Source organism: Duganella sp. BJB1802, assembly GCF_013369445.1.
GTDB classification, from domain to species: domain Bacteria; phylum Pseudomonadota; class Gammaproteobacteria; order Burkholderiales; family Burkholderiaceae_D; genus Rugamonas; species Rugamonas vulcania_A.
This window is the reverse complement of sequence record NZ_JABWEF010000005.1, coordinates 22,817-46,165: the sequence shown is the minus strand read 5'-3', so window position 1 is coordinate 46,165 and position 23,349 is coordinate 22,817. Positions and strand designations below refer to the sequence as shown.

The window sequence follows — 23,349 nt, the reverse complement described above, 5'->3', positions numbered from 1 at the left end:
TTTCTCTCACAGGCAACAGTATAGCAAGCATGGCAATACCGGGCTTAGTTGAACACCGAACAGTACTGCTGGTTGTCCTCGATATTCTGGCCCGGCTGGCCATCGGCCGAGATCACCTTCAGCCAGCCATCCGGCTTGGCCTGCGTCGGCTTCTTGCCGCAGTTGGTGTGCACCCAGTGGATGCCGACGCCGCCGTCCGTGTACAGCTGGCCGCAGGCTTCCACCCGGTCGTTCACGCGGATGCCGCTCAGCGAGGCCGGCACGGTCTTCTGGTTCGGCTTGAAACCGCTGGCGAATACATTATCGATAGCCACATCGTAGACCTTGCCATCCTGGTCCGACTTCATCTTCAGGTGCGTGTGCGACAACTCCACTCCCTTGCGGAACTGGCCGTGGGAAAACTTCGGCCCCTTCACCACCACACCGGTGCGATAACTGCCGGCGGACGCCGAGCACGAGGCGGCTTCATCGGCGTGGGCGGCAACCGCACCTAGCAACGCGCAAGCAAGCAATAGCTGTTTCATGTGATCTCCTTGATGAGGTTGAGAACAGCCATTATCGCTCACACGCTACTTGCCGCGCCAGACCGTGCCGATGGACAGCGACGCCAGCTTCTTGCGCCGTCCGTACCACAGGTTGACCACGCCGCGCGAGACGAACACCGCCGAGAACATCGACGTCAGGATGCCCAGGCAATGCACCACCGCGAAGCCGCGTATCGCGCCGGAGCCGAACACCCACAACGCCACGCCGACGATCAGGGTGGTCACATTGGAATCGAGGATGGTGGCCCAGGCGCGGTCGAAGCCGGTGGCGATGGCCTTCTGCGGCGTGGCCCCGCCGCGCAGCTCCTCGCGGATGCGCTCGTTGATCAGCACGTTGGCGTCGATCGCCATGCCTAGCGCCAGCGCGATCGCGGCGATGCCCGGCAGGGTCAGCGTGGCCTGCATCAACGACAGCAAGGCCAGCAGCAGCAACAGGTTGCAGGCCAGCGCCAGCACGCTGAAGAAGCCGAACAGCATGTAGTAGCCGATCATGAACACGGCAATCGCGGCGAAACCATAGATGGTCGAGTGCAGGCCCTTGGCCACATTCTCCGCGCCCAGCTGCGGCCCGATGGTGCGTTCCTCGATGATCTCCATCGGCGCCGACAGCGCGCCCGAACGCAGCATCAGCGCCAGGTCGGACGCGTTCTGCGCGGTGCCGACGCCGGTGGTGCGGAAGTGTGCGTTGAGCTCGCTGGTCAGCGTGGCCACCGAGATCACCTCCGGCTTGCCGGTCTTCTCGATCAGCACGATGGCCATGTGCTTGCCGACGCGGTCGCTGGTGGCGGCCGACATCTTGCGTCCGCCCGCCGTGTTGAGGTCGATGAACACGGCCGGCTGGTTGTTCTCGTCGTGGCCCGCGGTGGCGCTGGTGATGTAGTCGCCGGTCAGCACGACCTCCTTGTACAGCACGGCCGGCGCATCCCTGCCCATGGTGTATAGCTGCGAGTTGAGCGGAATCTCCGCGCCCATCTCGGTGCCGCGCGTGATCGTCTCGTCCACCATGTGCACTTCCAGCGTGGCCGTACGGCCGATCACGGCGCGGGCGCGCGCCACGTCCTGTTCGCCGGGCAGCTGCACCACGATGCGGTCCGGGCCCTGCTGCTGGATGATGGGCTCGGCCACGCCCAGCTGGTTCACCCGCTTGGACAGGGTCGCGATATTCTGCGCCACGCCTTCGTTGATGGTCTGCTGCAGCGCCTCTGGCTTGAGCCGCACGACGGTCTTCAACTGCGCACCGTCGGCCACATCGGCCAGCAGCAGCTCGGGGCCCTGGCCGGCGATCAGGTCATGGGCCTTCTGGCGCGTGGCCTCGTCGCGGAAGCTGATCTCTATCGTCTCGCCGACGCGCGCGATCCCGCCATGGAACACCGACTTGTCGCGCAACACGCTGCGCAGCGAGGACTGCACGCCCTGCAGCTTCTTGTCCAGCACGGCCTTGGTGTCGACCTGCATCAGGAAGTGGACGCCGCCGCGCAGGTCCAGGCCCAGGTACATCGGCAGCGCGTGCAGCTTCTGCATCCACTGCGGCGTGTCGGACAGCAGGTTCAGGGCGACCAGGTAATTCGGATCGGCGGTATCGGCGTTCAAGCCCTTCTCCAGCACCGACTTGGCGCGGAACTGCGTATCGGGATCGGCGAAGCGCGCGCGCACCGAGGCGTGGGCGCTGTCGAAGGCCACGGCGCTGAACGGCACCTGCGCCTGCCTGAGCACCGCCTCGACCTTGCCAACCAGCTCCGCGCCCACGCGCACGCTGGCCTTGTCGCTGCTGATCTGCAGCGCCGGCGATTGTCCAAAATAATTGGGCGCGGTGTAGAGTGCGCCCAACAACACCGTGATCACAATCACGATGTACTTCCACAGCGGGTAACGGTTCATCTTAATCGCTTTTTAAGAAAAGACCGACCTAAGCTGCGGCTGCCTGCATCGATTGCAAGCCCGACAATTAATTATTTTTCACGCCCTCCCGCCTGGCTGTATTTGCGGAACTGTTCGCGCATGTGGCGCAGCTTGGCGGCCAGATTGACGTCCTGCATCGCGTACAGGTCCAGCCGCGCGGCGTAGTCCGGCGTCATCATCCAGCCGAAGGTCTCGGCCTTGTCCTCCTCCTGGCCGTAGCTGGAATACAGGCTGACCACGCCCGGCTTGGCGTGCCCGACGTCCTGCAGGTTCTTGCCGTAGAAGGTGGCGCCGCCCTTGCCGTAGGTGAGCTCGGCCGGATTGAGCGCCAGCCACGCGGGATCGGCGTGGTAGTAGTCGTTGTGCTCGCGGTAGTCGATGAAGTGGTAGAACTCGTGATGCACGCGCATCTCCATGCCGGCCGGGCATAGCCTGGCGCTGTTGTCGGCGTAGGCCACGCTGTCGACCTCGGCCATCGGCATCGCCAGCCGGCGCTGGCCGCCCACCGCCAGCTCCTTCACCAGCACGATGTTGTGCAAGCGGACGTTGGCGAAGAACGAGGACGGATAACGCTCCAGCCCCGGCAGCACCACGCTCAGCAGGCGATGCAGGCGCTGGCGGTCCGGCTCGCTGTCGGTGAAGGCTTCGGCGCTCGCGCCTTCGCTGTTCAGCTCCCACTGCGCGTTCAGGTTCAGCGCGGCCAGGCGGCGCGTGGCCGTCTCGCGCAGCTGCGCCAGCGTGGCGTCGGCCGGGGCCACGCTCGGGTAGTGCAGGTCCCAATGGCATTCGACGCGCAAGGCATCGTTGTTGTGATCGATGGGCGCGACGGTGCCGCAGGCCGACAGCAGCAGCGCACTCAGCGCAAGAAGAATTCTGTACATGGAAAAACTCACAAAGCGGCGCCGGCATTGGGCCGGCGCCTGGGTTGATTACTTGAACTTGTAGCTGGCGGTCAGCTGCACGTAGCGGCCGAGCTGGCTATGGTAGGAAGTGCCGTAGCCCTGCAGGTAGGCCAGCTGGCTGGCGTCCATCGGCGCTTCCTTGTTGGCCAGGTTCTGCACCGACAGCGACAGCTCCAGGTTGCGGAAGCCCTTGTAGCCGATGTAGGCGCTGGCCGTCAGCCACGAGTGGACGTCGCACAGCTGCGGGTTCGCCGCCTGGAACGAGCAGGCCGTGTCCGGCGTGCTCTTGACCGAGTAGCCGCCCACGTAGCTCCAGTTGACGCTCGCATCCCACGGGCCGCGATCCCACGCCACGCCGGCGCGGCCGCGGTTCTTCGGCTGCAGGTAGTAGCCGACGTAGTCGACCGGATCGTTGCCGGGCACGTCGGTGCTCAGGTAGCTGTTCATGCGGTTGTAGCTGGCGCTCAGCGACACGCGGCCCCACTCGCCCACGCTGAAGCTGCCGCGCGCGTCCACGTCCACGCCGCGCGTCTGCGTCGACGACAGGTTGGCGGTGATCAGGCTCAGGTGGTCGAGCTTGCCGCTGACCGGGTTGCGCACGATGCGGTCGGCGAACTTCGCCTCGTTCTCCAGCAGGTAGCTGGCGCTGATGGTGGACAATTCGTCGCGCCGCTTGATGTGGTACGCGTCGACCGACAGCGACCAGCCCGGCACCGGTTCGGCCACGAAGCCCACCGTCAGGCTCTTGGACTTCTCGGCCTTGATGTCGGGATTGGCGCCGGTGGTGAAGGCCACATAGCGCTCGCAGTCGTCGTTACCGGCGGTGAACACCGGGCAGCGCTTGGGATCGAGCACCTTGGTGTAGCCGTTGGTGTTCCCTGCGTGCAGCTCCGGCAGCGACGGTGCGCGGAAGCCCTCGGCATAGGTGCTGCGCAAGGCCAGCTGCGGCAACGGGCTCCATTTGATGCCGGCCTTGGGCGTGAAGGCCGAGCCGAAGTCGCTGTAGCGGTCGGACCGCGCGGCCAGGCTCAGCTCGACCGTCTTGAGCACCGGCGCCGACAATTCGCCATACGCGGCCGTCACGCTGCGCGAGCCGTTGGCGCCGGTCATGCCGATCAACTGGATCGAGCCGTCGGTGAACAGCTGGTCCGGCATGGCGTCGAATTTCTCGTGGCGGTACTCGGCGCCGACCGCGATCGACAGCGGCCCGCCGGGCAACGTGAACAGCTCGCGATTGCCGTGCACGTCGACGCTGCTGGTGCTGGTGTCGGCGTGGTTGTTCAGCTCGGGATACAGTCGCGCCATCAGCCCCGCATCGTTGCCGCCCGGGTTGTGCAGCAGGAAGCTGTTGCGCACCAGGCCGTCCGCGTCGAGCACGTCGTTGATCAGCACCTTGTCCTGGATGTAGCCGTGGTAGCGCGTGTCGGTCAGCGAGCGCGAGAACATGGCCGCCGCCTCCACGTCCCACTTGCCCAGCGTGCCGCGCGCGCCCAGCGTGCCGCGCATATTGCGGCTCTCGCTGGCGATGGTGGTCGGCACGTCGTTGAACACATAGCGCACGCCCACCGTCTTGCCCCACTTGTTCTGCGGATGGCTGGCCGGCAGCAGCAGGTAGCTGATGGTGGTGCCCGGCGCGTTGCCGTACAGGCCGTACTTGTCGACCAGGTCGTTGGTGTAGGCGCCGTAGGAATTGGTGGCGTAGCTGTACATGCTGGACGCCTGGCGGCTGCGGCTGAGCGCGGCGTCGCCGAACATTTCCCAGCCACGGCCCAGGTCGTAGGTCAGCGCGCTGTAGACGTTGTCGCGCTGGCTCTTCGATTGCAGCGTGACGGCGCTGGTGTTGTCGTTGACGCAGCGGCCGTTCAGCGGCGAGCCGGCGTCCACCAGCGCCGGGCAGTCGCCGATGATGCCGAGGAAGCTGCCGCCGGTGGTGCCGGACGCGGTGTAGGCGTTGCTGGAGAACGAGGAGCGGCGGTCGGCCAGGCCGTAGCGGCGGAAGTCGGAATCCCTGGTACGCGGACGGGCGTTGACCAGCACCGGGCTGGTGTCGCGGTGGGACAGGCTCAGCAGCCAGTTGTAGCCGTCCTGCGCCAGCGTGCCCTTGCCGTAGGTCAGGCCGATGTCGCCGGTGTTGCCGTCGTGGTAGGCCGAGGTGCCTCCCGAGACCTTCAGCGCCAGTCCCTCGTAGTTCTTGCGCAGGATGATGTTGATGACGCCGCCGATGGCGTCGGCGCCGTAGATCGCCGAGGCGCCGTCCAGCAGCACCTCGATGCGCTCGACGGCGTCGACCGGGATCGAGTTGGTGTCGACGAACGAGGCCGAGCCGAAGCCGAACGGCGCCACGCGGCGGCCGTTGATCAGCGTCAGCGTGGAGCCCGCGCCCAGGCCGCGCAGCGAGATGCCGGCCGAGCCGAAGGCCTGGCCCGGCGTGCCCTCCGACGTGTAGGCGCCGGTGTTCCCGGCCGGCAGGTCGCGCAGCACGTCGCTGACGGTGGCCGCGCCGGAGCGGGCGATCTGCTCGGCTGTGATAACCTGCACCGCCGACGCGGTTTCCGCATCGACGCGCTTGATGCGCGAGCCGGTGATTTCCACGCGCGGCGGCGCGTCGGCGCTGACCTGGGCGGCGGCGGTCAGGGGGGCGGCGCCGGCGCACAGCAGGGCGACGGCACGAACGATGGGACGAATTTGCAACATGAACACTCCGTGACAGTTTGATGAAAGGACTTCAACTGACACGGAGTGTGTTTTGTCGCCGTGCTCAGGTCACGGACAGGACTGCTGTTTTTGTACTAAGCTGCTGGCATTCCCATGCCGCAGTGCAAACTGTGGGGCGCTGACCACGCCGGCGCTAGCTGCGCACCGCGCCGCTCAGGGCCGGCCACTGCTTGGCGCGCGCCGGCCGCGCCGCCGGCGCCGCGCCGCGCCCGCCATCCTTGAGGCGGAACACGCTCACCAGCTGCGACAGCGTGGCGGCCTGATCCTGCAAACCCTGCGCGGCCGACGCCGCCTGCTGGACCAGCTCGGCGTTCTGCTGGGTCACGGTATCCATCTGCGAAATCGCCTGGTTGACCTGCTCGATGCCGGCGCTCTGCTCGCGGCTGGCGTGGCTGATCTCGGCCATCACGCCGGCCATGCTCTGCACGCTTTCCAGCACCTCGTTCATCGTCGCGCCGGCCTCGGCCACCAGCTTGCTGCCGTTCTCCACCTGCCCGACCGATTCGCCGATCAAATCCTTGATCTCCTTGGCCGACGCCGCCGAGCGCTGGGCCAGGTTGCGCACCTCGGTCGCCACCACCGCGAAGCCCCTGCCCTGCTCGCCGGCGCGGGCCGCCTCCACCGCCGCGTTCAGCGCCAGGATGTTGGTCTGGAAGGCGATGCCATCGATGACGGCGATGATGTCGGCGATCTTGCGCGACGAGGTGTTGATCGCGCCCATGGTGTCGACCACCTGCGCCACCACCGCGCTGCCCTTCTGCGCCACGCTGGCCGCCGAACTGGCCAGCTGGTTGGCCTGGGCCGAGTTGTCGGCGTTGTGGCGCACGGTCGAGGTCAGCTCCTCCATCGAGGCGGCGGTCTCCTCCAGCGAGCTGGCCTGCTGTTCGGTGCGCGAGGACAGGTCCAGGTTGCCGGCGGCGATCTCGCCCGACGCGTGGGTGATCACGCCGGTGGCGCCGCGCACCTCGCCGACGATCTTCTCCAGGTTGTCGCGCATGGTGCGCATGCCGTACAGCAGGCTGGTGGTGTCGCCCGAACGGGTCTCGACCGTCACGCCCAGGTCGCCGGCGGCGATCTGGCTGACGATGTCGGTCGCGTAGTCCGGTTCGCCGCCCAGGCTGCGCGTGATCCAGCGCGTGATCAGCAAGCCGCCGGTCGCGCCGAAGGCCACGCTGCCGACCACCAGCCCCAGTATCCACAACCGCGACGAGTTGTAGCGGCGGTCGCCCTCGACCGCCTCCAGCTTGCCGCCGTCGGTGTAGTAGTCGACCAGCTGGTCGACCTGGCCGCGCAGGGCGACGATCAGCTTGTTCGACTCGCCGCGGATCAGCGCGCGCGCCTGGTCGTCGTTGTTGGCGCGGGCGGCGGCGCGGATCTTGCCGTCCTCCTCCATGTAGCGCGCCCACATGTCGACGAACTTGCCGTACATGGCCCGCTCCTCGGCGGAGCTGGCCAGCACCACGAACTCGTCCTGCATTTTCTTCAGGTCGACCAGGTCCTTGGCGATCACCTGGTCGTATTTGTCCATGTCAGTCAGGCTGGACGAGATGATGTATTGCAGCTCGCGGGTGCGGATGCGCGCGATCTGCGACTTGATGTCCTCGATCACCCGGATGCTGGGCATCCAGCGGGCGGAAAACCGCTTGGACGTGTTATTAACCTGAGCCAGCTCCCAGACGGACAAAACCCCCACCAACACCGTCAGCGCTAATACAGCGGAGAATGCCAACCCCAGCTTTTGTCCTAGACGCAGCGAATTAAACCATTTCATTATGCTAGTCCTTCAACGTTTAATTTGATAGTAACTGGCCGCTTTGCGGAAGGAGACGGCATTCATCATAGCGCAAGCGGAATCGGCCAAGCGCCGGGTATTTCGGCCTTGTAGACTATTCGCAACATATTGTTTTCAAAGCATTTATTAATATCAACGGAAGGAATAATAGTTTCCATGGCACATTAAAAACAACAGTAAACGGAATAGCATGGCTTTAGAATATCCGAACTTCTTCAAAGCAACATTCGATTTAATCAAAAAGGAATTCTTATGTCCAGTTCATTCAATGCAATTAATAATGTCGCTATTACATCGGCGGATGTCGTCTGGGGAAGTGATTTAAATATCATCTATGAAATATTAAGCCGCCGCTTCAATGGATTTAATGAAAACGGGTTTTATGCCCACCCGGAAGAGGTGTCGCTGCGGGCCGAATTGAGCGAGGTGGGCGCGCTGCGCCGGCTGACCCGTCAACTGCGCGGACAGGGCACGAACGGCGTGGTGCTGGGCGGCCTCGGCCTGCAAGGCCTGAGCGAGGACCGCCGCAACGCCGCCCTGTACGCGCTGACGCTGATGCTGGGCTTCCCCACCTCCACCGACCAGCGCACCGGCCGCGTGGCGTGGGACGTCAAGTCGCGCCCCGAGGCCCACAGCGCCGCCCGCTTCACCACCTTTTCCGAGCGCGTCGGCAGCGCCGACATGCACACCGACTCCTCGTTCTATCCGATGCCGGAGGAACAGTTCATCCTGTACGTGGTGCAGGCGGCCGACTGCCAGGGCGGCCACTCGCTGCTGATCGACGGCGAGGCCATCTACCAGACGCTGCAGCAGACGGCGGCCGGCCGCGCCGCCTTCGACCTGCTGAGCGAAACGCCGGTGCCGTTCCGCGTGCCGGCCGTGTACGCGGCCGGCGACGCCGCCGTCGAGCATTTCGTGGCGCCGGTGTTCGGCCCGCCGCGCCGCGACGGCGACCGCTTCACGCTGCGCTGGCGCTACGACGCGATCCAGAAAGGCCTGGCGGTGCGGCCCGACCTCAGCACGCCGGCGCTGGTCGACGCGCTGGCGCTGCTGAACGAGGTGGCCGAGCACGGCGCGCCGCGCTTCAAGCAGCAGCTGCCCACCGACACCCTGCTGTGGGCCGACAACCACCGCGTGCTGCACGGCCGCACCACCTACACCGACGAGCGCCGCCACCTGATCCGCATCCGCATGTCGGACGTGCCGAACGCCGAGCGCATCGGTCCTTCCGGCGTGGTGCGCGATTGAGCGCGGCCGCCGCCGAGGCGGGCCTGCCGCCGGCCGAGCGCACCTGGGCCATGCTGTCGCTGATGACCGGCGTGGCGCTGGCCTCGCTGGACACGGCGATCGCCAACACCGCGCTGCCGTCGATGGCCGCGCAGCTGCACGCCACGCCGGCCGCGTCGGTGTGGATCGTCAACGCCTACCAGCTGGCGATGGTGGCCACACTGCTGCCGTTCGCCGCGCTGGGCGAGATCGCCGGCTACCGCCGCGTCGCCCTAAGCGGACTGGTGCTGTTCACGCTGGCCTCGCTGGGCTGCGCGCTGGCGTGGTCGCTGCCGGCGCTGGTGGCGGCGCGGCTGCTGCAGGGCCTGGGCGCGAGCGCGATGATGGCCGTCAGCACCGCGCTGATCCGCGCCATCTACCCGTCCGAGCGCCAGGGCCAGGGCTTCGGCACCAACGCGCTGGTGGTGGCGGTGGCGTTCGCGGTGGGGCCGACCGTGGCCTCGCTGATCCTGTCGCTGGCGTCGTGGCTGTGGCTGTTCGCGATCAATGTCCCGCTGGGTTTGTTGGCGCTGGGCGCGGCCTCCCAGGCGCTGCCGCAGACCGCGCGCGCCGCGCACCGGCTCGACGCGCTGGCCGCGCTGTACAACGTCGGCGCCTTCGGCCTGGCGATCCTGGCGCTGGGCGACGCCGCGCATGGCGCCGCGCCGCAGCGCCTGCCGCTGGCCGAGATCGCCGGAGCCGTGCTGTGCTGGGCGCTGCCGCTGCGCCGCCAGCGCGCCACGCGGCGCCGCCGCTGCCGGTGGATTTGTTCCGCAAACCGATGTTCGCGCTGTCGGCGCTGACGGCGTTCTGCACCTTCGCCGTGCAGAGCCTGGCCTTCGTCGCTGCCCTTCTTCTTCGAGCGCACGCTGGGCCGCTCGCCGATCGACACCGGTTTCCTGATCACGCCGTGGCCGGCGCTGGTCGCCGTGATGGGGCCGCTGGGCGGCTGGATGAGCGACCGCTACCCGGCCGGCACGCTGGGCGGCATCGGCCTGGCGGTTTTATGTGGAGGCATGCTGTTGCTGGTCGCGTTGCCGGCCGACGCCTCGGCGCTCGACATCGGCTGGCGCATGGCCTTGTGCGGCGTGGGCTTCGGCTTCTTCCAGGCGCCCAACATGAAGGCCATCATGGGCAGCGCGCCGCGCGCGCGGGCGGGCAGCGCCAGCGGCATCGTCGCCACCGCCCGCCTGAGCGGCCAGGCCACCGGCGCGGCGCTGGTGGCCTACTGCTTCACGCTGTCCGATACGCGCGGCACGGTGTACGCGCTGATGGTGGCGGCCGGCTTCGCGGCGGTGGGCGCGATGGTGAGTTTTTCGCGCCAGCTGCTGAGGAATTAATTGCCGCGCTGCTGGCGGAATTTGGCTGGCGGCGTGCCGAAGTGGCGGCTGAAGGTGCGCGACAAATGGCTGGCGTCGTGGAAGCCGCAGGCCTCGGCGATGTCGGCCATCGCCCGGCCGCCGGCCAGCAGCATGGTGCGCGCCTGCTCCAGCCGCATCTTCATCAGGTAGCGGTGCGGCGGCAGGCCCAGCGCCAGGTGGAACTCGCGCGAGAAGTGCGCCTCGCTCATGCCGCACAGCGCCGCCAGGTCGCGGTTGCTGACGCCGGTGGCCAGGTTGGCGCCCATGTGGGTCAGCACGCGCCGCAGGCGTCCGCCGCCCAGCGTGCTCGACTGCGGCGCCGCCGCCGGCCTGCTGTAGTGCTCCAGCAGATAGCTCAGCAGCGCCACCATCAGGCCGTCGCAATACTGCGACTGCAACGGCCCGGCCATGGCGTCGCCGTTGAGCATGCGGCGCACCAGCTCCATCACGTGGCGGTCCGAGGTGAACTGCTGGGCGCCCAGGCTCAGCGGCGTTTCGCGCAGCCCGTTCAGGCTGTCGATCAGCGCGGCCGGCACGAACAGGTTGACGATGTCGCAGCTGCTCAGCCGGCTCCACTGGCTGGCGCCGCTGGGCGGGCAGATGCGGAAGCGCTCGGCCGCGATCACCCCGCCCCACACCGGCTGGCCGTGCAGCCAGATGCGGGCGTCGACCGGCTCCAGCATGATGGCGATGCGGTAGTCGTTGGGATGCGAGCTGATGGTCTGGATCATCGCGTCCGGCTGGTTGCTGGTCCAGCGCACGATCGAGGCCCTGGAGCTCGGCAAGGGACCGATGCAGGTGTGCAGCGGCGTGTGGACACCGCTGCGCAGGAACCAGTCTTTCAACACTTCGGTATTGTCTATCGCGGTACCCATGGGCTCGTCCCGGCATATGGCGGAAGGCCGATTATCAAGCGCGGGTTCCGCCATGTCAAATGATCAATTGACGGGGTGGCGCATCCACGACGCCATCTGGTCGACCACCTTCCGAGCGCGGTGTAGCTCAGTCGCGCTGGTCGCCCAGGTATTTTTTATAGATCGCGTTGAAGCGGCCCGAACTCTTGAGCTGCTTCAGTCCGGCGTTGAAGTCGTCGCGCACGCCCTGGTCCCGGAACACCGGACGGTAATCCATCGGATTCATCTTCACGAAGTTGTGCATCGCGATAGGCTTGTCATGGAAGTTCTTGCTCCCCTTGAGCAGCAGGCTGAAGTACTTGTAGATGTTCTTGTCGCTGAGCGCGACGTCGTAGTGGCCGGCATCGAGCGTCATCACTTGCAGCGATTGATTGTTCTGCTCGAAGTAGCGCCCCTCCTTCTTCACCTGGTTCAGCCACGCGGGGTAGCGCTTCAGGGCGCCGACAAAGGCGATGACGGTCAGGCCGCGCAGGTCCGCTGGCGTCCTGATCGAGATATGCCGGGACGCCAGTGTGATGAAAACGTTGTCATAAAAGACTGCGGGATCGCCGTAGAAGGCGCCGGCCTTGCCCATGTCTTCGCCGAGGTCGGTCATGGCGGCGTCGACGCTGCCCATCCTGAACGCCGTGGGGATGCGGGCGAAGGGATAGTATTTCGGCTTGAGCGTGTGGCCGCGGAACGCCAGCGCCTCGCGCAGGATCTCCAGTTCGATGCCGGAATCGGTTTCGGGAAAACAGAAAGGCGGAATCTTCTCGCCAAACGCCATGCTCACTTCAGTGGACATCGCCAGCCCGGGACAGGCCAGGCCCAGCATCACGGCGCCTCGCAACAGGGGCGACGCACATTTTCTCAACCACCACATACCCGCCATCTCCAGAATCGCATGTTGCTATCTTAACGAGTTCCCCACGGTTTCCTCAAATTTTATTCGCCCTCTTCCGATGCGGCGTGGCGTCGCCCGGACGATTAAACCACAGCCGCGCTGAACGCCTCGGGCCGCCGCGCCAGCAGATCGGACAGCCGTTGAAGCCCCGCCCGCAAGCGTCCACGGTCCTTGATGCCGCCCAGGGAGATCCGTATGGCATGCACGGATCCGTCGCCGGTTGCGAATGCCTCCGCCGGCGTGACAGCGAGGCCCTCGCTGTCGGCCGCGCGCGCAAGCTGCGAGGAATGCCAATACGCCGGCAACTCGATCCATACATGCAGGCCGTCTCCGGCGCCGCCGTACCGCCCCGCCAGGGTATCCCGGGCCATCCGTTGGCGCAGGCGCGCCTCGTTGCGTACGCCTTCCATCAACCGGCCGGCCGAACCGTCGAGTATCCACTGGGTGGCCAGCGCGGCGGTCAGGGGTGCGACCATCAGCGCGAATGATCTGAGCGCGGCCAGGAAGCGTTCGCGTTCGTGCGGATCGCGTATCAGCACGAAGGCCACGCGCAAGCCGGGCGTCAGGCATTTCGACAGCGTCGAGATGTAGTACGCCTGCTCCGGGGCGAACGTGGCGACGGGCGGCGGCGCGGCTTCGGCGAGGAGCCAGTAGGGATCGTCCTCGACGATGCGTACCCGGCGGCGCTTGGCGACGCCGGCGAGCTCCTCGCGGCGGCGCTGCGGCATGGTGACGGCGGTCGGGTTCTGCAATGTCGGATTGAGGTAGACCAGCCCGGGCTTGTGCCGGCGGCAGGCTTGCTCCAGCATCTCGGGCAGCATCCCGTGCCGGTCCGCCTCCACCGCGATGAGCTGTCGGCCGAATTGGACCGCCGCGGCACGCAGGCCGGGATAACTCACAGGCTCCGCCAGGATGACATCGCCAGGCTCCGTCAAAGCGAGGATCAATGCGGCGATCGCCGCTTGCGCACCCGGGCAGACCACCACCTGGCGGGTGTCCAGGCGTCCGAACATCGGTTCGAGCCAGTGGGCGCCGGCCTTGCGGTCGGCATCGCTGCCCCCGGCCAGGTGGTAGGTCATCAGCAATTCGTTGTCCGCCCTCATCAGCACTTGCGACAGACCTTGTTTCAACATGTCGTCGAAGTCCACGCCCTCCGGTGGCGGCGGGGTATTCATGCTCAGGTCGAGGATCGAGCTCAATTCGACTTTCGGCGCCGCGACATACGTGCCGCGAGCGCCCCTGCCCTCCAGCAGGTTGCGGCGCCTGGCTTCGTCGTAGGCGCGCGTGATCGTCGTCAGGTCGACGTCCAACTGCGCCGCCAGGTGGCGCTGCGGAGGCAGACGGTCGCCCGGTTGCAGCAATCCGTCCACCACCGCCGCCTGCAACGCATCGGCGATCTGCAAAAAGCGCGGCCCGCCGTGCGGGGCCAATCGCGGCAACCAGCCGGGTAAATCTTGTATGGGTTTCAACTGGGACATTTTGTCTCGATGTATGGAAATTGCTTTGAAGTAGTATGCTTCAGAACGGGCGGCAATACCATCCTGCATGGCAGTGAGGTAGTGCTCCTGACGATAGATAGTGTCAGTAATAGCCAGGAAATACTCAAAATGATGGATTGGATCCCGATTGTCTTCGTGACGTTCAAGGCGCTCGTGCTGGGCACGGGCATGTTCTTCGCCATCAAGTGGCACTACGATCAGGGAAGGAAGCTGGAGGAGAGGCGCGCGCTGCTGCGCGCGGGCGGCAAGGTGGCCGCTGTCTTCGTGCTGTCGCTGCTGAGCCTGGGAGTCGTCACCTTCGTCCTTGTCAGGATGCTGGGCATGGACTTGAGCTTGCCGTGATGGCCGATAGCAATCGGCTGTTTGTTGTGTTTGGGAATTGTTGCTGGGAAAAATTTTAGGCCGCTGGCCTGCGAACTCAGAAATATAGAGGCACGCCGCGCGCCCGCGGCGCGCGCAGCTGCCGCGCAGCGGCAGCAATCGGACGATTCGGGGCGGGATGGCCCTGCAGGGCCATGCCTTCGAATCTCACACGGGAGCGCGCGGGCGCTCCCTCGCTCCGCCAGGAAACAAAAAAGCCGCCCAAGGGCGGCTTTCTTTGTTTCCTGGCGGAAGCGGTGAGATTCGAACTCACGAACAGTTTAACCCGTCGCTAGTTTTCAAGACTAGTGCCTTCAACCACTCGGCCACGCTTCCTAAGTGTGCAGCATTATACAGATTTCACCTCCGACTGGGGGGCTATCCAGTCTGTTTCCCACATCACAGCACTATTGTGCGATATCAAAAAAAGTTACAAAACCACATTACAATTGTATTTTGAAGAACATGTTGCAATATTGAGCTCGTCTGGATACTATACGGATTAATAACCAAGTGAAACAGATTTTTCCATAAGAAACAATGTCTTACGGAAACTCAGCGAACACCCACCCAACAACCGACGAGAACCCATGAACTTTAAATCCACCATCCTGGCAGCGGCGCTGCTGGTTTCCTCCGCAGTGGCTTCGGCCAACACGGTCATCACGCTGAACCCGTCGCCGACCATCACGAATTCGTATTCCGGCACCTTCGCCGGCTACGCCACGACCAACGTCTTCGATCTGGACCTGACCCACTTCGCCAGCGCCAACCATTTTGTCGGCCAGGTGTCGGCCAACTTCACCGGCGGCGCCGGCTATGACGTGACCGGTGTCAGCCTGGATGGCCATAGCTTCGCTCCGATCACCAATCTCACCTTCGGCGACAGCGGCTTCGATTACTGGCTGCTGCAACTGCCGACGCTGAGCAACACCGTGCACCACATCACCGTGACCGGCACGCCGCTGGTCAACACCCAGGGCTTCGTCGGTTCGCTGTCGTTGAAAGTGACGCCTGTGCCGGAACCGGAAACCTACGCGATGCTGATCGCCGGCCTGGGCCTGGTTGGCTTCATGGCGCGCCGCCGCAAGGCATGATGCCGGGCCGACGCCGCGCGCGTCCGGCTTAAGCAATAAAAAAAACAGACCTCGGTCTGTTTTTTTTCGTCCGGCGCCGGCCAGCTCAGGCGGCGCGGCTGGCCTGGCCCGGCGTCCAGTTCTCGCGCAGCGCCTGCTCGAACGCCTCCGCCTCCAGCGGCCGCGAGAACAAATAACCCTGCACCTCGTCGCAGCCCGAGTTCTTCAGGAAGGCCAGCTGCTCGACCGTCTCCACGCCCTCGGCGATCACCTTGTGCTTGAGCTGTTGGGCGATGCTGATGATGGTGTTGGCGATCGCGCAGTCATTGGCGTCGGCGGGAATGCCGATGGTGAACGAGCGGTCGATCTTGAGCGTGTCGATCGGGAAGCGCTTCAAATAGGACAGGCTGGAATAGCCGGTGCCGAAGTCGTCCAGCGACAAGGTCACGCCCAGCGCGGTGATGCGGTCCATGATGCCGATCACGCGGTCGATGTTGTTCATCAGCGTGCTCTCGGTGATCTCCAGCTCCAGCCACGACGGCTCCAGGCCGTAGCGCGTCAAGGTGTCCTGCACCCTGCCCGGCAGCGTGGAGGTGAATTCGCGCGCGGAGACGTTGACCGCCAGCCGGATCGGCGGCAGGCCGGCGTCCTTCCACACCTTGGCCTGCGCGCAGGCCGCCTCCAGCACCCATTCGCCGACCTGCACCACCAGCCCGGTGGCCTCGGCCAGCGGGATGAACTCGGCCGGCGGCACCAGGCCGCGCTCCGGATGGCGCCAGCGCACCAGCGCCTCGGCGCCGATGATCTTGCCGCTGTCGATGCTGAACTTGGGCTGGTAGTGCAGCAGCAGCTCGCCGTTGCCCAGCGCGTGCCGCAGCCCCGATTCGATCCGCATGCGCTCCTGCATGCCCTGGTTCATGTCCTGGCTGTAGAAGGCGACGTGGTCGCCCTCGGCCCCGCCCTCCTGCTTGGCGCGGTACATGGCGATGTCGGCCAGCCGCAGCAGCGTCTCGGCGTCGCCGCCGTCCTGCGGGTAGACGCTGATGCCGATGCTGCCGCCCACGCGCAAATCGTGGCCGTCGATCAGGATCGGCGTGTTCAGGGTGCCCAGCAGCTTTTGCGCCACCATGCTGGCCTCGAAGTGCTGGCCGATGTCGAACAGGCCGACGGCGAATTCGTCGCCGCCCAGCCGCGCCACCAGGTCCTGGTCGCGCAGCACGGCGCGGAAGCGGCGCGCCACTTCGCACAGCAGCTCGTCGCCGATCTTGCGACCCAGCGTGTCGTTGATCAGCTTGAAGCGGTTGAGGTCGATGAACAGCACGCAGCCATGCAGCTTGCTGCGCTGGGCCACGGTCAGCGCCTGGTCCACCAGCTTGGTCAGCAGCGAGCGGTTCGGCAGGTTGGTCAGCGCGTCGTAGTAGGCCAGGTGGTGGATGCGCTCCTCGGCCATCTTGCGCTCGGTGATGTCGGTCAGGTAGGCGATCAGGCCGATCGCGCGGTCGTTGATGTCGCGCAGCGGCGACAGCGACAGGCTGGCCCAGAACACCTCGCCCGACTTCTTTTTGCGCCGCACCTCCATCAGCCGCCCGCCCTGCTCCAGGAAGGTGTCGTCGAAGCTTTCGTCCTCGTCGTGGTACAGGAACAGGATGTTGCGCCCCACCGCTTCCACCGCGCTGTAGCCGAACAGGCGCTCGGCGCCCTTGTTCCAGCTGATGATGAAGCCGTTCATGTCCATGGTCAGCACGGACTCGTGGATGTGGTCGAGGATCTGCGCCTGGTGCTGCAATTGCGATTCCACCTGCACGTAGGCGTGGGTGGAGCGCTGCGCCAGCGCGTGCACCTGCAGCACGCTGCCGGCCAGGTTGGCCAGGCTAGCCAGGTGTTCGCGGTCGAGCGCGCTGTACTGCGCACGCCCGGACACCACGAAGCGGCCGAAGTATTCGTCGTCGAACACGATGTCCTGCGTCAGGCTGGGCACGGCGTCGTCGTTGGCGGCCAGCACCTCGATCACCGGCGGCTTGAGCAGCATGGCGTGGGTGTCGGCCGGCAGGAATTCGCCCAGCGGACTGTTCATCACGCTGCGCACGATGCGCCCCAGCTCCTCGGCCAGCGCCGCTCCGCGCAAGCGCAACACCGCGTCGCACAAGGCCGCGCTGTTGTTCAGGAAGTCGGAGACGGGATGCGCGACCATCGCTTAGATGTTCCTGCTGACCTGGATCGCCCAGTGGTAGGCCTGCAGCTGCGCCTGCCAGTAGGTCTCGTGTTCGATGCCGGCCCGGTCCAGCGCGGCGCGGTCGTGGCGTTCCACCAGCGCCAGCAGCTCGCCCAGCGGGCCGCCGCGGTCCAGCAGCGCCATCACCACGTCCAGGTCGAGGCTGAGCGCGGCGACGATTTCCGTCATCGGCATGCCCAGCAGGACGTCCAGCAGCGAGAACACGCCGGCCACGAAGGCCATGTCCTGCTGGTCGCGGTCCCAGCCGAGCGCCTTGCTCAGTGCTTCCATCTGCGCGGCGCGCACCGCCGCCAGCGGCAGCAGCGGGTTGGCCATGCCGTCGTCCTGCTGGCGCGCGTACAGCAGCAGTTGCAGCCAGCGCTGCAGCTGGCGCCGGCCCAGCACGTTGATGGCCTGGCTGAAGCTGTGGATCGGCGAACTGAGCGCGAACGCGGCCGAGTTCACCAGCTTGAGCAGGTGGTAGGACAGCGCCGGGTCCTGCTTGAGCAGCACCTCCAGCTCGCGCGAGTCGGCGTCGCGCGCCAGCAGGCCCAGCAGCGCCAGCAGGCGCTTGCGCGAGGTGCCGTCGCCGGCGCTGGCGTCGTGCGGGGGATGCAGGGCGAAGTCGCCGGCGAACCAGCTGAAGCCGGCCTTGGCGCACTCGGCGATGCGCTGTTCGCTGCCCATGCCGGTGGCCAGGTGCGGGCCCGGCTGGGCCACCAGCGCCAGCACCGGCGGCAGCGCCTGCGCGGCGTCGACCATCAGCGACCTGGCGCCGCACAGCGTGGCGGCCATGCCGGCCACGCCTTCGATCATGATGCGGTAGCCGGCGTCGGCGTAGCCGGACAGCTTCTTCTGCACCGCGGGCTCGGCGCAGGCGGCGGCCGGCACGCGCAGGATCACGCGGTTGGGCGGCAGGGTTTCCAGGTGCGACAGTTCCAGCAGGGCCGGCTGCGGCACCGGCAGGATGCAGTCCAGGGGAGCCAGCGCGGCGAACACATCGGGCGTCTTGAGCAGGGTGAGCGCGGCCTGGAAGGCGTCGCCCGAGTCGGCGGACAAATCAAAGGTCAGGGCCACCCACTCGTTGTGAGCGTTGGACACCGCCTGCAATTCCACCAGTGGAAACTCAATTACCATAGGAAAGTATTGTTATTTTCGATACGACCAGTATAGAACCAATTTATCGCGCGGGAAACATTTTCTTATATACAATTGCAGATACACAACCCGTGCAGGAATATAGCAGATATTGCCGCGCAAACACGCACTGTTAGAAATTGCTTAACGGAATTAGAAGCGTCGCTCTGGTTTTACAACAGCCGGCGCTGTCCGCCTTGCTTTTTACTGCGCATGCTGGACCGCAAAACGGATCAGCTCGGCCTGCCCTTCGATGCCCAGCTTGCGCTTGATGTTGAGGCGGTGGGTTTCCACGGTGCGTACGCTGAGGTCGAGCGCGCGGGCGATCTGCTTGTTCGATTCGCCGTTGGCGATGTGGCGCAGCACCTCGTGCTCGCGCGAGGTCAGCTGGTTGTCCTGGGTGTGCGGCTGGGCCAGCTGGCGCGCCAGCGCGGCGCTGTAGTAGATGCCGCCGGACATGACGGTCTCGATCGCCACCACGATGTCCTTGCCGGGCGCGTCCTTGAGCACGTAGCCGCGTGCGCCGGCCTGGATCGCCTGCGACACGTATTCCAGCTTGTCGTGCATCGACAGGATCAGCACCGCGATGCGCGGGAACGCCTGCTTGAAGCGGGCGGTGGCCTCGATGCCGTTGGCGCCGCGCATGTTGATGTCCATCAGCACCAGGTCGATGTCGCAGCGGGCGGCCTGCTCCAGCGCCTCGGCCGCGCCGCCGGCCTCGGCCACGACCTCGAATTGCGGCATCGCCTCCAGCCGCGCGCGCAGGCCGTCGCGCACCAGGGGGTGGTCGTCGACCAGCAGGATTTTGATGGTGGCTGTCATGTCTTTAATCTTTATAAACGGTATGAACGGTATTAACTGTTGTTGCCGGCGAACGCGGTGACCACCGTGCCGCCGGCCGACGAGGCGATGTCGAAGCGGCCGCCGATGGCGTCCATGCGCTCCATCATGTTGCGCAGGCCGATGCCGCGCATCGGATGCAGCGCGATGCCCTCGGCGTCGAAGCCGTTGCCGTCGTCGCGGATGCGCAGCGTCACGCCGCCGTGCTCGCCGGTCAGCGCGATGTCGATGCGGTGGGCGCCGGCGTGGCGCTCGATGTTGGTCAGCGCCTCCTGCGCCAGGCGGAACAGCACGGTGTTGGCCACGTCCGGCAGCTCGTCGGTCACGCCCCGCGCCTCGAAGTGTACCGGGGTTCCGCTGCTGAGCGTGTACTCTTGGCCCAGGTGGTGCAGCGCGGCCGCCAGGCCCAGGTCGTCGAGGATGGCCGGGCGCAGGTTGTGCGAGATGCGGCGCACCTCGCCCATCACGTTGTTGAGCTGCTCGGCCGCGTGCTCGAAGGCCGCCTGCGCGGCCGGCTGCTGGCCGTTGCCCGCGCTCAGGCGGATGATGCCGGCCTCGATCTGCAGCTTGATCGACACCAGCCACTGGCTGATGCCGTCGTGCAGGTCGCGCGACAGGCGCGCGCGCTCCTCCTCCTGCGACTCGACCACGCGCTGGGCCAGCACCTTGAGCTTGGCGTCGGCCACGCGCAGCTCGCTGATGTTGAGCGCCAGGCCGGAGCTGGCCACCGCCACCGCGGCCGCGATGGCGATCGCGGCGATCCACAGCATGGTGTTGTGGATGTTGCCGGACTGCTGGACATCGATCTTGGCCAGCGCCTGGTCGACGTCGTCCAGATAGATGCCGGTGCCCATCATCCAGCCCCACTTCGGCATCGGGATCACATAGCCCAGCTTGGCGCCGGACTTGTGGGTCGAGGGCTTGACCCAGCGGTAGCGCTCCAGCCCGCCGCCGGCGCGCGCGCGGGCCAGCAGGTTCTGGATGGTGGGCTGGCCCAGCTCGTCGCGCAGCTCGAATAGGTTCTTGCCGACCAGCTCGGGCTGGCGCGGATGCATCAGCGTGTTGCCCTGCATATCGTAGACGAAGAAATAGCCGTCGTCGCCATAGCTGAGCGAGGACAGGATGCGCTTGGCCTCGTCGCGGGTGGCCTGGTCGTCGCGGCCCGACTCGTACAGGTGGGCGATGGAGTGCGAGGCCAGCGCCACGTAGTGCCTGAGCTCGGCCTCCTTGCTGCTCAGGTAGGCTTGCTGGATGGTGTCGCGCTGCTGCTGGGCCAGCAGCACCGACTGATGGCGCACCGCCAGCGCGATGGCGATCAGCGCCAGGATCAGCGGCGTGATGGCCAGGAATATGACTTTTTGCCGCAACTTCATGACGTGGGTCCCGAATTCTTCTTCTGTAGCGCGATTCTACGCTGCCGCCGCCTGTGGTTACTACGTAGTTATACCGAGCCATAGTGCGTAATGCTGCGCTTGCGGCGGATATCAGCTTCCTGAATACTGGTCATAAGCCGCCATGGGGTCAAGTCTGACATTCGGACACGGCCTCCGCTGTAGCCGAGGCTTACAGCGGAGGCCGTGTCCGAATGTCAGACTTGACCCCACCCGTAAAGCGGCGCCCCACACCTTGGAGGAAGCATGAAATCACTACATCCCACCGCGCCACCCACCCTGGCCAGCCGGCTCGGCTGGGCCGCGCTCGCCCTGTGCGGCGCCGCGGCGCTGGGCGTCGTCGCGCTCAAGCGCGGCGAGTCGATCAGCGCCATCTGGATCGTCATCGCCGCCGTCTGCGTCTACCTGATCGCCTACCGCTTCTACAGCCTGTTCATCGCCGACAAGGTGCTGGGCCTGGACGCGCGCCGCATGACGCCGGCCAACAAGCTCAACGACGGCCTCGACCACGTGCCGACCAATAAGTACGTGCTGTTCGGCCACCACTTCGCCGCCATCGCCGGCGCCGGACCGCTGGTCGGCCCGGTGCTGGCCGCGCAGATGGGCTATCTGCCCGGCATGTTGTGGATCCTGGCCGGCGTGGTGTTCGCCGGCGCGGTGCAGGACTTCATCGTGCTGTTCATTTCCATGCGCCGCGACGGCCGCTCGCTAGGCGACCTGATCAAATCGGAGCTGGGCCAAATCCCCGGCATGATCGCGCTGCTGGGCACCTTCATGATCATGGTCATCATCCTGGCGGTGCTGGCGCTGATCGTCGTGAAGGCCTTGACCGGCTCGCCGTGGGGCAGCTTCACCGTCATGGCCACCATCCCCATCGCCTTGTTCATGGGCGTGTACACCCGCTACATCCGCGTCGGCCGCATCGGCGAGGTGTCGGTGATCGGCTTCATCCTCTTGATGGCGGCCATCTTCGGCGGCCAGATGGTGCAGGAAAACCCGGCGCTGGCGCCGATGTTCACCTTCACCGGCACCGAACTGACCTGGATGCTGATCGGCTACGGCTTCGTCGCCTCGGTGCTGCCGGTGTGGCTGCTGTTGGCCCCGCGCGACTACCTGTCGACCTTCCTCAAGATCGGCACCATCGTCGGCCTGGCGCTGGGCATCGTGGTGGTGGCCCCGTACCTGAAAATGCCGGCCATGACCAAGTTCATCGACGGCACCGGTCCGGTCTGGGCCGGCACGCTGTTCCCCTTCCTGTTCATCACCATCGCCTGCGGCGCCGTGTCCGGCTTCCATGCGCTGATCTCGTCGGGCACCACGCCCAAGATGATCGAGAATGAAACCCACGCCCGCTTCATCGGCTACGGCGCGATGCTGATGGAATCGTTCGTCGCCATCATGGCGCTGGTGGCCGCCTCGACCATCGAGCCGGGCGTCTACTTCGCCATGAACAGCCCGGCCGCGCTGCTGGGCACCACGGCCGAGTCCGCCGCACACGCGGTCTCGCAGATGGGCTTCTACATCACGCCGGAGATGCTGACCCAGACCGCCAAGGATGTCGGCGAGGCCAGCATCATCTCGCGCGCCGGCGGCGCGCCGACCCTGGCCGTGGGCATGGCGCAGATCCTGTCGGGCGTCATCGGCGGCAAGGTCATGATGGCCTTCTGGTACCACTTCGCCATCCTGTTCGAGGCGCTGTTCATCCTGACGGCGGTCGACGCCGGCACCCGCGCCGGCCGCTTCATGCTGCAGGACCTGCTCGGCGCCTTCGTGCCGGCCATGAAGCAGACCGAGAACGTGTACGCCAACCTGACCGCGACCGGCCTGTGCGTGGCGGCCTGGGGCTACTTCCTGTACCAGGGCGTGGTCGATCCGCTGGGCGGCATCAACACGCTGTGGCCGCTGTTCGGCATCGCCAACCAAATGCTGGCGGCGATCGCGCTGATCCTCGGCACCTGCGTGCTGTTCAAGATGAAGCGCGCCAAGTACGCCTGGGTGACCATGGTGCCGACCGCGTGGCTGCTGATCTGCACGCTGACCGCCGGCTTCCAGAAGATCTTCGACGCCAATCCCAAGGTCGGCTTCCTGGCGCACGCCGCCAAGTACCAGGCCGCCTACGTGGACGGCAAGCTGCTGGCGCCGGCCAAGTCGGTGGCGCAGATGCAGCAGGTGATCTTCAACGATTACCTGGACGCCTCGCTGGCCGGCTTCTTCGTCATCGTCGTGCTCAGCGTGCTGGTGTTCGGCATCCGCACGGTGATGGTGGCGCGCGCCTCGACCAAGCCGACCGCGCAGGAAAGCCCGATGGTCCTGATGCCGTCGGTGCAGTGATGCTGGGTGAGATCGCCAAGGCCGGCCGCTATCTCGGGCAAAGCATGCGCCTGATGATGGGCCTGCCCGAGTACGACACCTACGTCTCGCACCGGGAGGCCACCCATCCGGGCGAGCCGATGATGAGCTACGAGGAGTTCTTCCGCGAGCGCCAGGAAGCCCGCTACGGCGGCGCGGGCAAGCGCGGCGGTTGCTGCTGATGAAAGGCCGGTTCCAACGAACCGGC

Annotated in this window: 17 protein-coding genes, 1 tRNA gene and 1 pseudogene; 6 read left to right on the top strand and 13 right to left on the bottom strand. The window is 65.9% G+C overall.

Annotated elements, in window-relative coordinates:
* Positions 1–44 precede the first annotated feature (44 nt).
* From HUX88_RS09740 to HUX88_RS32950, 5 genes are all read right to left on the bottom strand, one after another.
* Complete coding sequence (locus HUX88_RS09740) at positions 45–524, bottom strand: hypothetical protein (protein WP_176361641.1); 480 nt, start codon at positions 522–524, stop codon at positions 45–47.
* Between the two features lie 45 nt (positions 525–569).
* Positions 570–2,423, bottom strand: a complete 1,854-nt coding sequence (secD, locus tag HUX88_RS09735; protein WP_176361640.1) for a protein translocase subunit SecD — start codon at positions 2,421–2,423, stop codon at positions 570–572.
* 71 nt (positions 2,424–2,494) lie between these two features.
* A complete protein-coding gene (locus tag HUX88_RS09730) occupies positions 2,495–3,325 on the bottom strand; it encodes a hypothetical protein (RefSeq protein ID WP_176361639.1) in 831 nt (276 codons plus the stop codon).
* A gap of 48 nt (positions 3,326–3,373) precedes the next feature.
* The gene (locus HUX88_RS09725; protein WP_176361638.1) at positions 3,374–6,040 is read right to left on the bottom strand and encodes a TonB-dependent siderophore receptor; all 2,667 of its coding nucleotides are present in this window, start codon (positions 6,038–6,040) and stop codon (positions 3,374–3,376) included.
* A gap of 154 nt (positions 6,041–6,194) precedes the next feature.
* The gene (locus HUX88_RS32950) at positions 6,195–7,832 is read right to left on the bottom strand and encodes a methyl-accepting chemotaxis protein (protein ID WP_117015207.1); all 1,638 of its coding nucleotides are present in this window, start codon (positions 7,830–7,832) and stop codon (positions 6,195–6,197) included.
* Between the two features lie 420 nt (positions 7,833–8,252).
* Between HUX88_RS32950 and HUX88_RS09715 the strand changes: the two genes are divergently transcribed.
* A complete protein-coding gene (locus tag HUX88_RS09715; RefSeq protein ID WP_158568976.1) occupies positions 8,253–9,101 on the top strand; it encodes a TauD/TfdA family dioxygenase in 849 nt (282 codons plus the stop codon).
* A gap of 50 nt (positions 9,102–9,151) precedes the next feature.
* A pseudogene (locus tag HUX88_RS09710) lies at positions 9,152–10,459 on the top strand (MFS transporter).
* Here HUX88_RS09710 and HUX88_RS09705 read toward each other — a convergent pair.
* The 3 genes from HUX88_RS09705 to HUX88_RS09695 all read right to left on the bottom strand — a co-directional run bounded on the left by HUX88_RS09705 (position 10,456) and on the right by HUX88_RS09695 (position 13,755).
* Positions 10,456–11,355, bottom strand: coding sequence for a helix-turn-helix domain-containing protein (locus HUX88_RS09705; RefSeq protein ID WP_117015209.1), 900 nt, complete (start codon positions 11,353–11,355; stop codon positions 10,456–10,458). The pseudogene HUX88_RS09710 and the gene HUX88_RS09705 overlap by 4 nt on opposite strands.
* A 127-nt stretch (positions 11,356–11,482) precedes the next feature.
* Positions 11,483–12,256, bottom strand: a complete 774-nt coding sequence (locus HUX88_RS09700; RefSeq protein WP_229213421.1) for an ABC transporter substrate-binding protein — start codon at positions 12,254–12,256, stop codon at positions 11,483–11,485.
* Between the two features lie 104 nt (positions 12,257–12,360).
* A complete protein-coding gene (locus HUX88_RS09695) occupies positions 12,361–13,755 on the bottom strand; it encodes a PLP-dependent aminotransferase family protein (protein WP_176361637.1) in 1,395 nt (464 codons plus the stop codon).
* A 129-nt stretch (positions 13,756–13,884) separates the two neighbouring features.
* Here HUX88_RS09695 and HUX88_RS09690 point away from each other — a divergent pair, with 129 nt between their 5' ends.
* Positions 13,885–14,118 (top strand): hypothetical protein, encoded by a 234-nt coding sequence (locus HUX88_RS09690; RefSeq protein WP_117015211.1) that lies wholly within the window; start codon positions 13,885–13,887, stop codon positions 14,116–14,118.
* A gap of 264 nt (positions 14,119–14,382) precedes the next feature.
* On the opposite strand, the gene HUX88_RS09685 is transcribed toward HUX88_RS09690, so the two are convergent.
* Positions 14,383–14,472: transfer RNA gene (locus tag HUX88_RS09685), tRNA-Ser, on the bottom strand.
* A 254-nt stretch (positions 14,473–14,726) separates the two neighbouring features.
* Between HUX88_RS09685 and HUX88_RS31820 the strand changes: the two genes are divergently transcribed.
* Entirely contained in the window at positions 14,727–15,233 is a 507-nt protein-coding gene (locus HUX88_RS31820; protein WP_199538831.1) for an FxDxF family PEP-CTERM protein, read from the top strand.
* Positions 15,234–15,318: 85 nt separating this feature from the next.
* On the opposite strand, the gene HUX88_RS09675 is transcribed toward HUX88_RS31820, so the two are convergent.
* The 4 genes from HUX88_RS09675 to HUX88_RS09660 all read right to left on the bottom strand — a co-directional run bounded on the left by HUX88_RS09675 (position 15,319) and on the right by HUX88_RS09660 (position 20,774).
* Complete coding sequence (locus tag HUX88_RS09675; RefSeq protein ID WP_176361636.1) at positions 15,319–17,403, bottom strand: bifunctional diguanylate cyclase/phosphodiesterase; 2,085 nt, start codon at positions 17,401–17,403, stop codon at positions 15,319–15,321.
* A gap of 3 nt (positions 17,404–17,406) precedes the next feature.
* Positions 17,407–18,561, bottom strand: coding sequence for an EAL and HDOD domain-containing protein (locus HUX88_RS09670; protein WP_117015213.1), 1,155 nt, complete (start codon positions 18,559–18,561; stop codon positions 17,407–17,409).
* 204 nt (positions 18,562–18,765) lie between these two features.
* Positions 18,766–19,383, bottom strand: coding sequence for a response regulator transcription factor (locus HUX88_RS09665; RefSeq protein ID WP_117015214.1), 618 nt, complete (start codon positions 19,381–19,383; stop codon positions 18,766–18,768).
* A 32-nt stretch (positions 19,384–19,415) separates the two neighbouring features.
* Positions 19,416–20,774 (bottom strand): cache domain-containing protein, encoded by a 1,359-nt coding sequence (locus tag HUX88_RS09660; protein ID WP_117015215.1) that lies wholly within the window; start codon positions 20,772–20,774, stop codon positions 19,416–19,418.
* Positions 20,775–21,038: 264 nt separating this feature from the next.
* On the opposite strand from HUX88_RS09660, the gene HUX88_RS09655 reads away from it, so the two are divergent.
* Together HUX88_RS09655 and HUX88_RS09650 are read left to right on the top strand one after the other, a co-directional pair.
* Entirely contained in the window at positions 21,039–23,123 is a 2,085-nt protein-coding gene (locus tag HUX88_RS09655) for a carbon starvation CstA family protein (RefSeq protein ID WP_176361635.1), read from the top strand.
* On the top strand, positions 23,123–23,323 hold the full coding sequence (locus tag HUX88_RS09650; RefSeq protein ID WP_117015217.1) for a YbdD/YjiX family protein: 201 nt from the start codon (positions 23,123–23,125) through the stop codon (positions 23,321–23,323). The genes HUX88_RS09655 and HUX88_RS09650 overlap by 1 nt, the downstream gene beginning before the upstream one ends.
* Positions 23,324–23,349 lie beyond the last annotated feature (26 nt).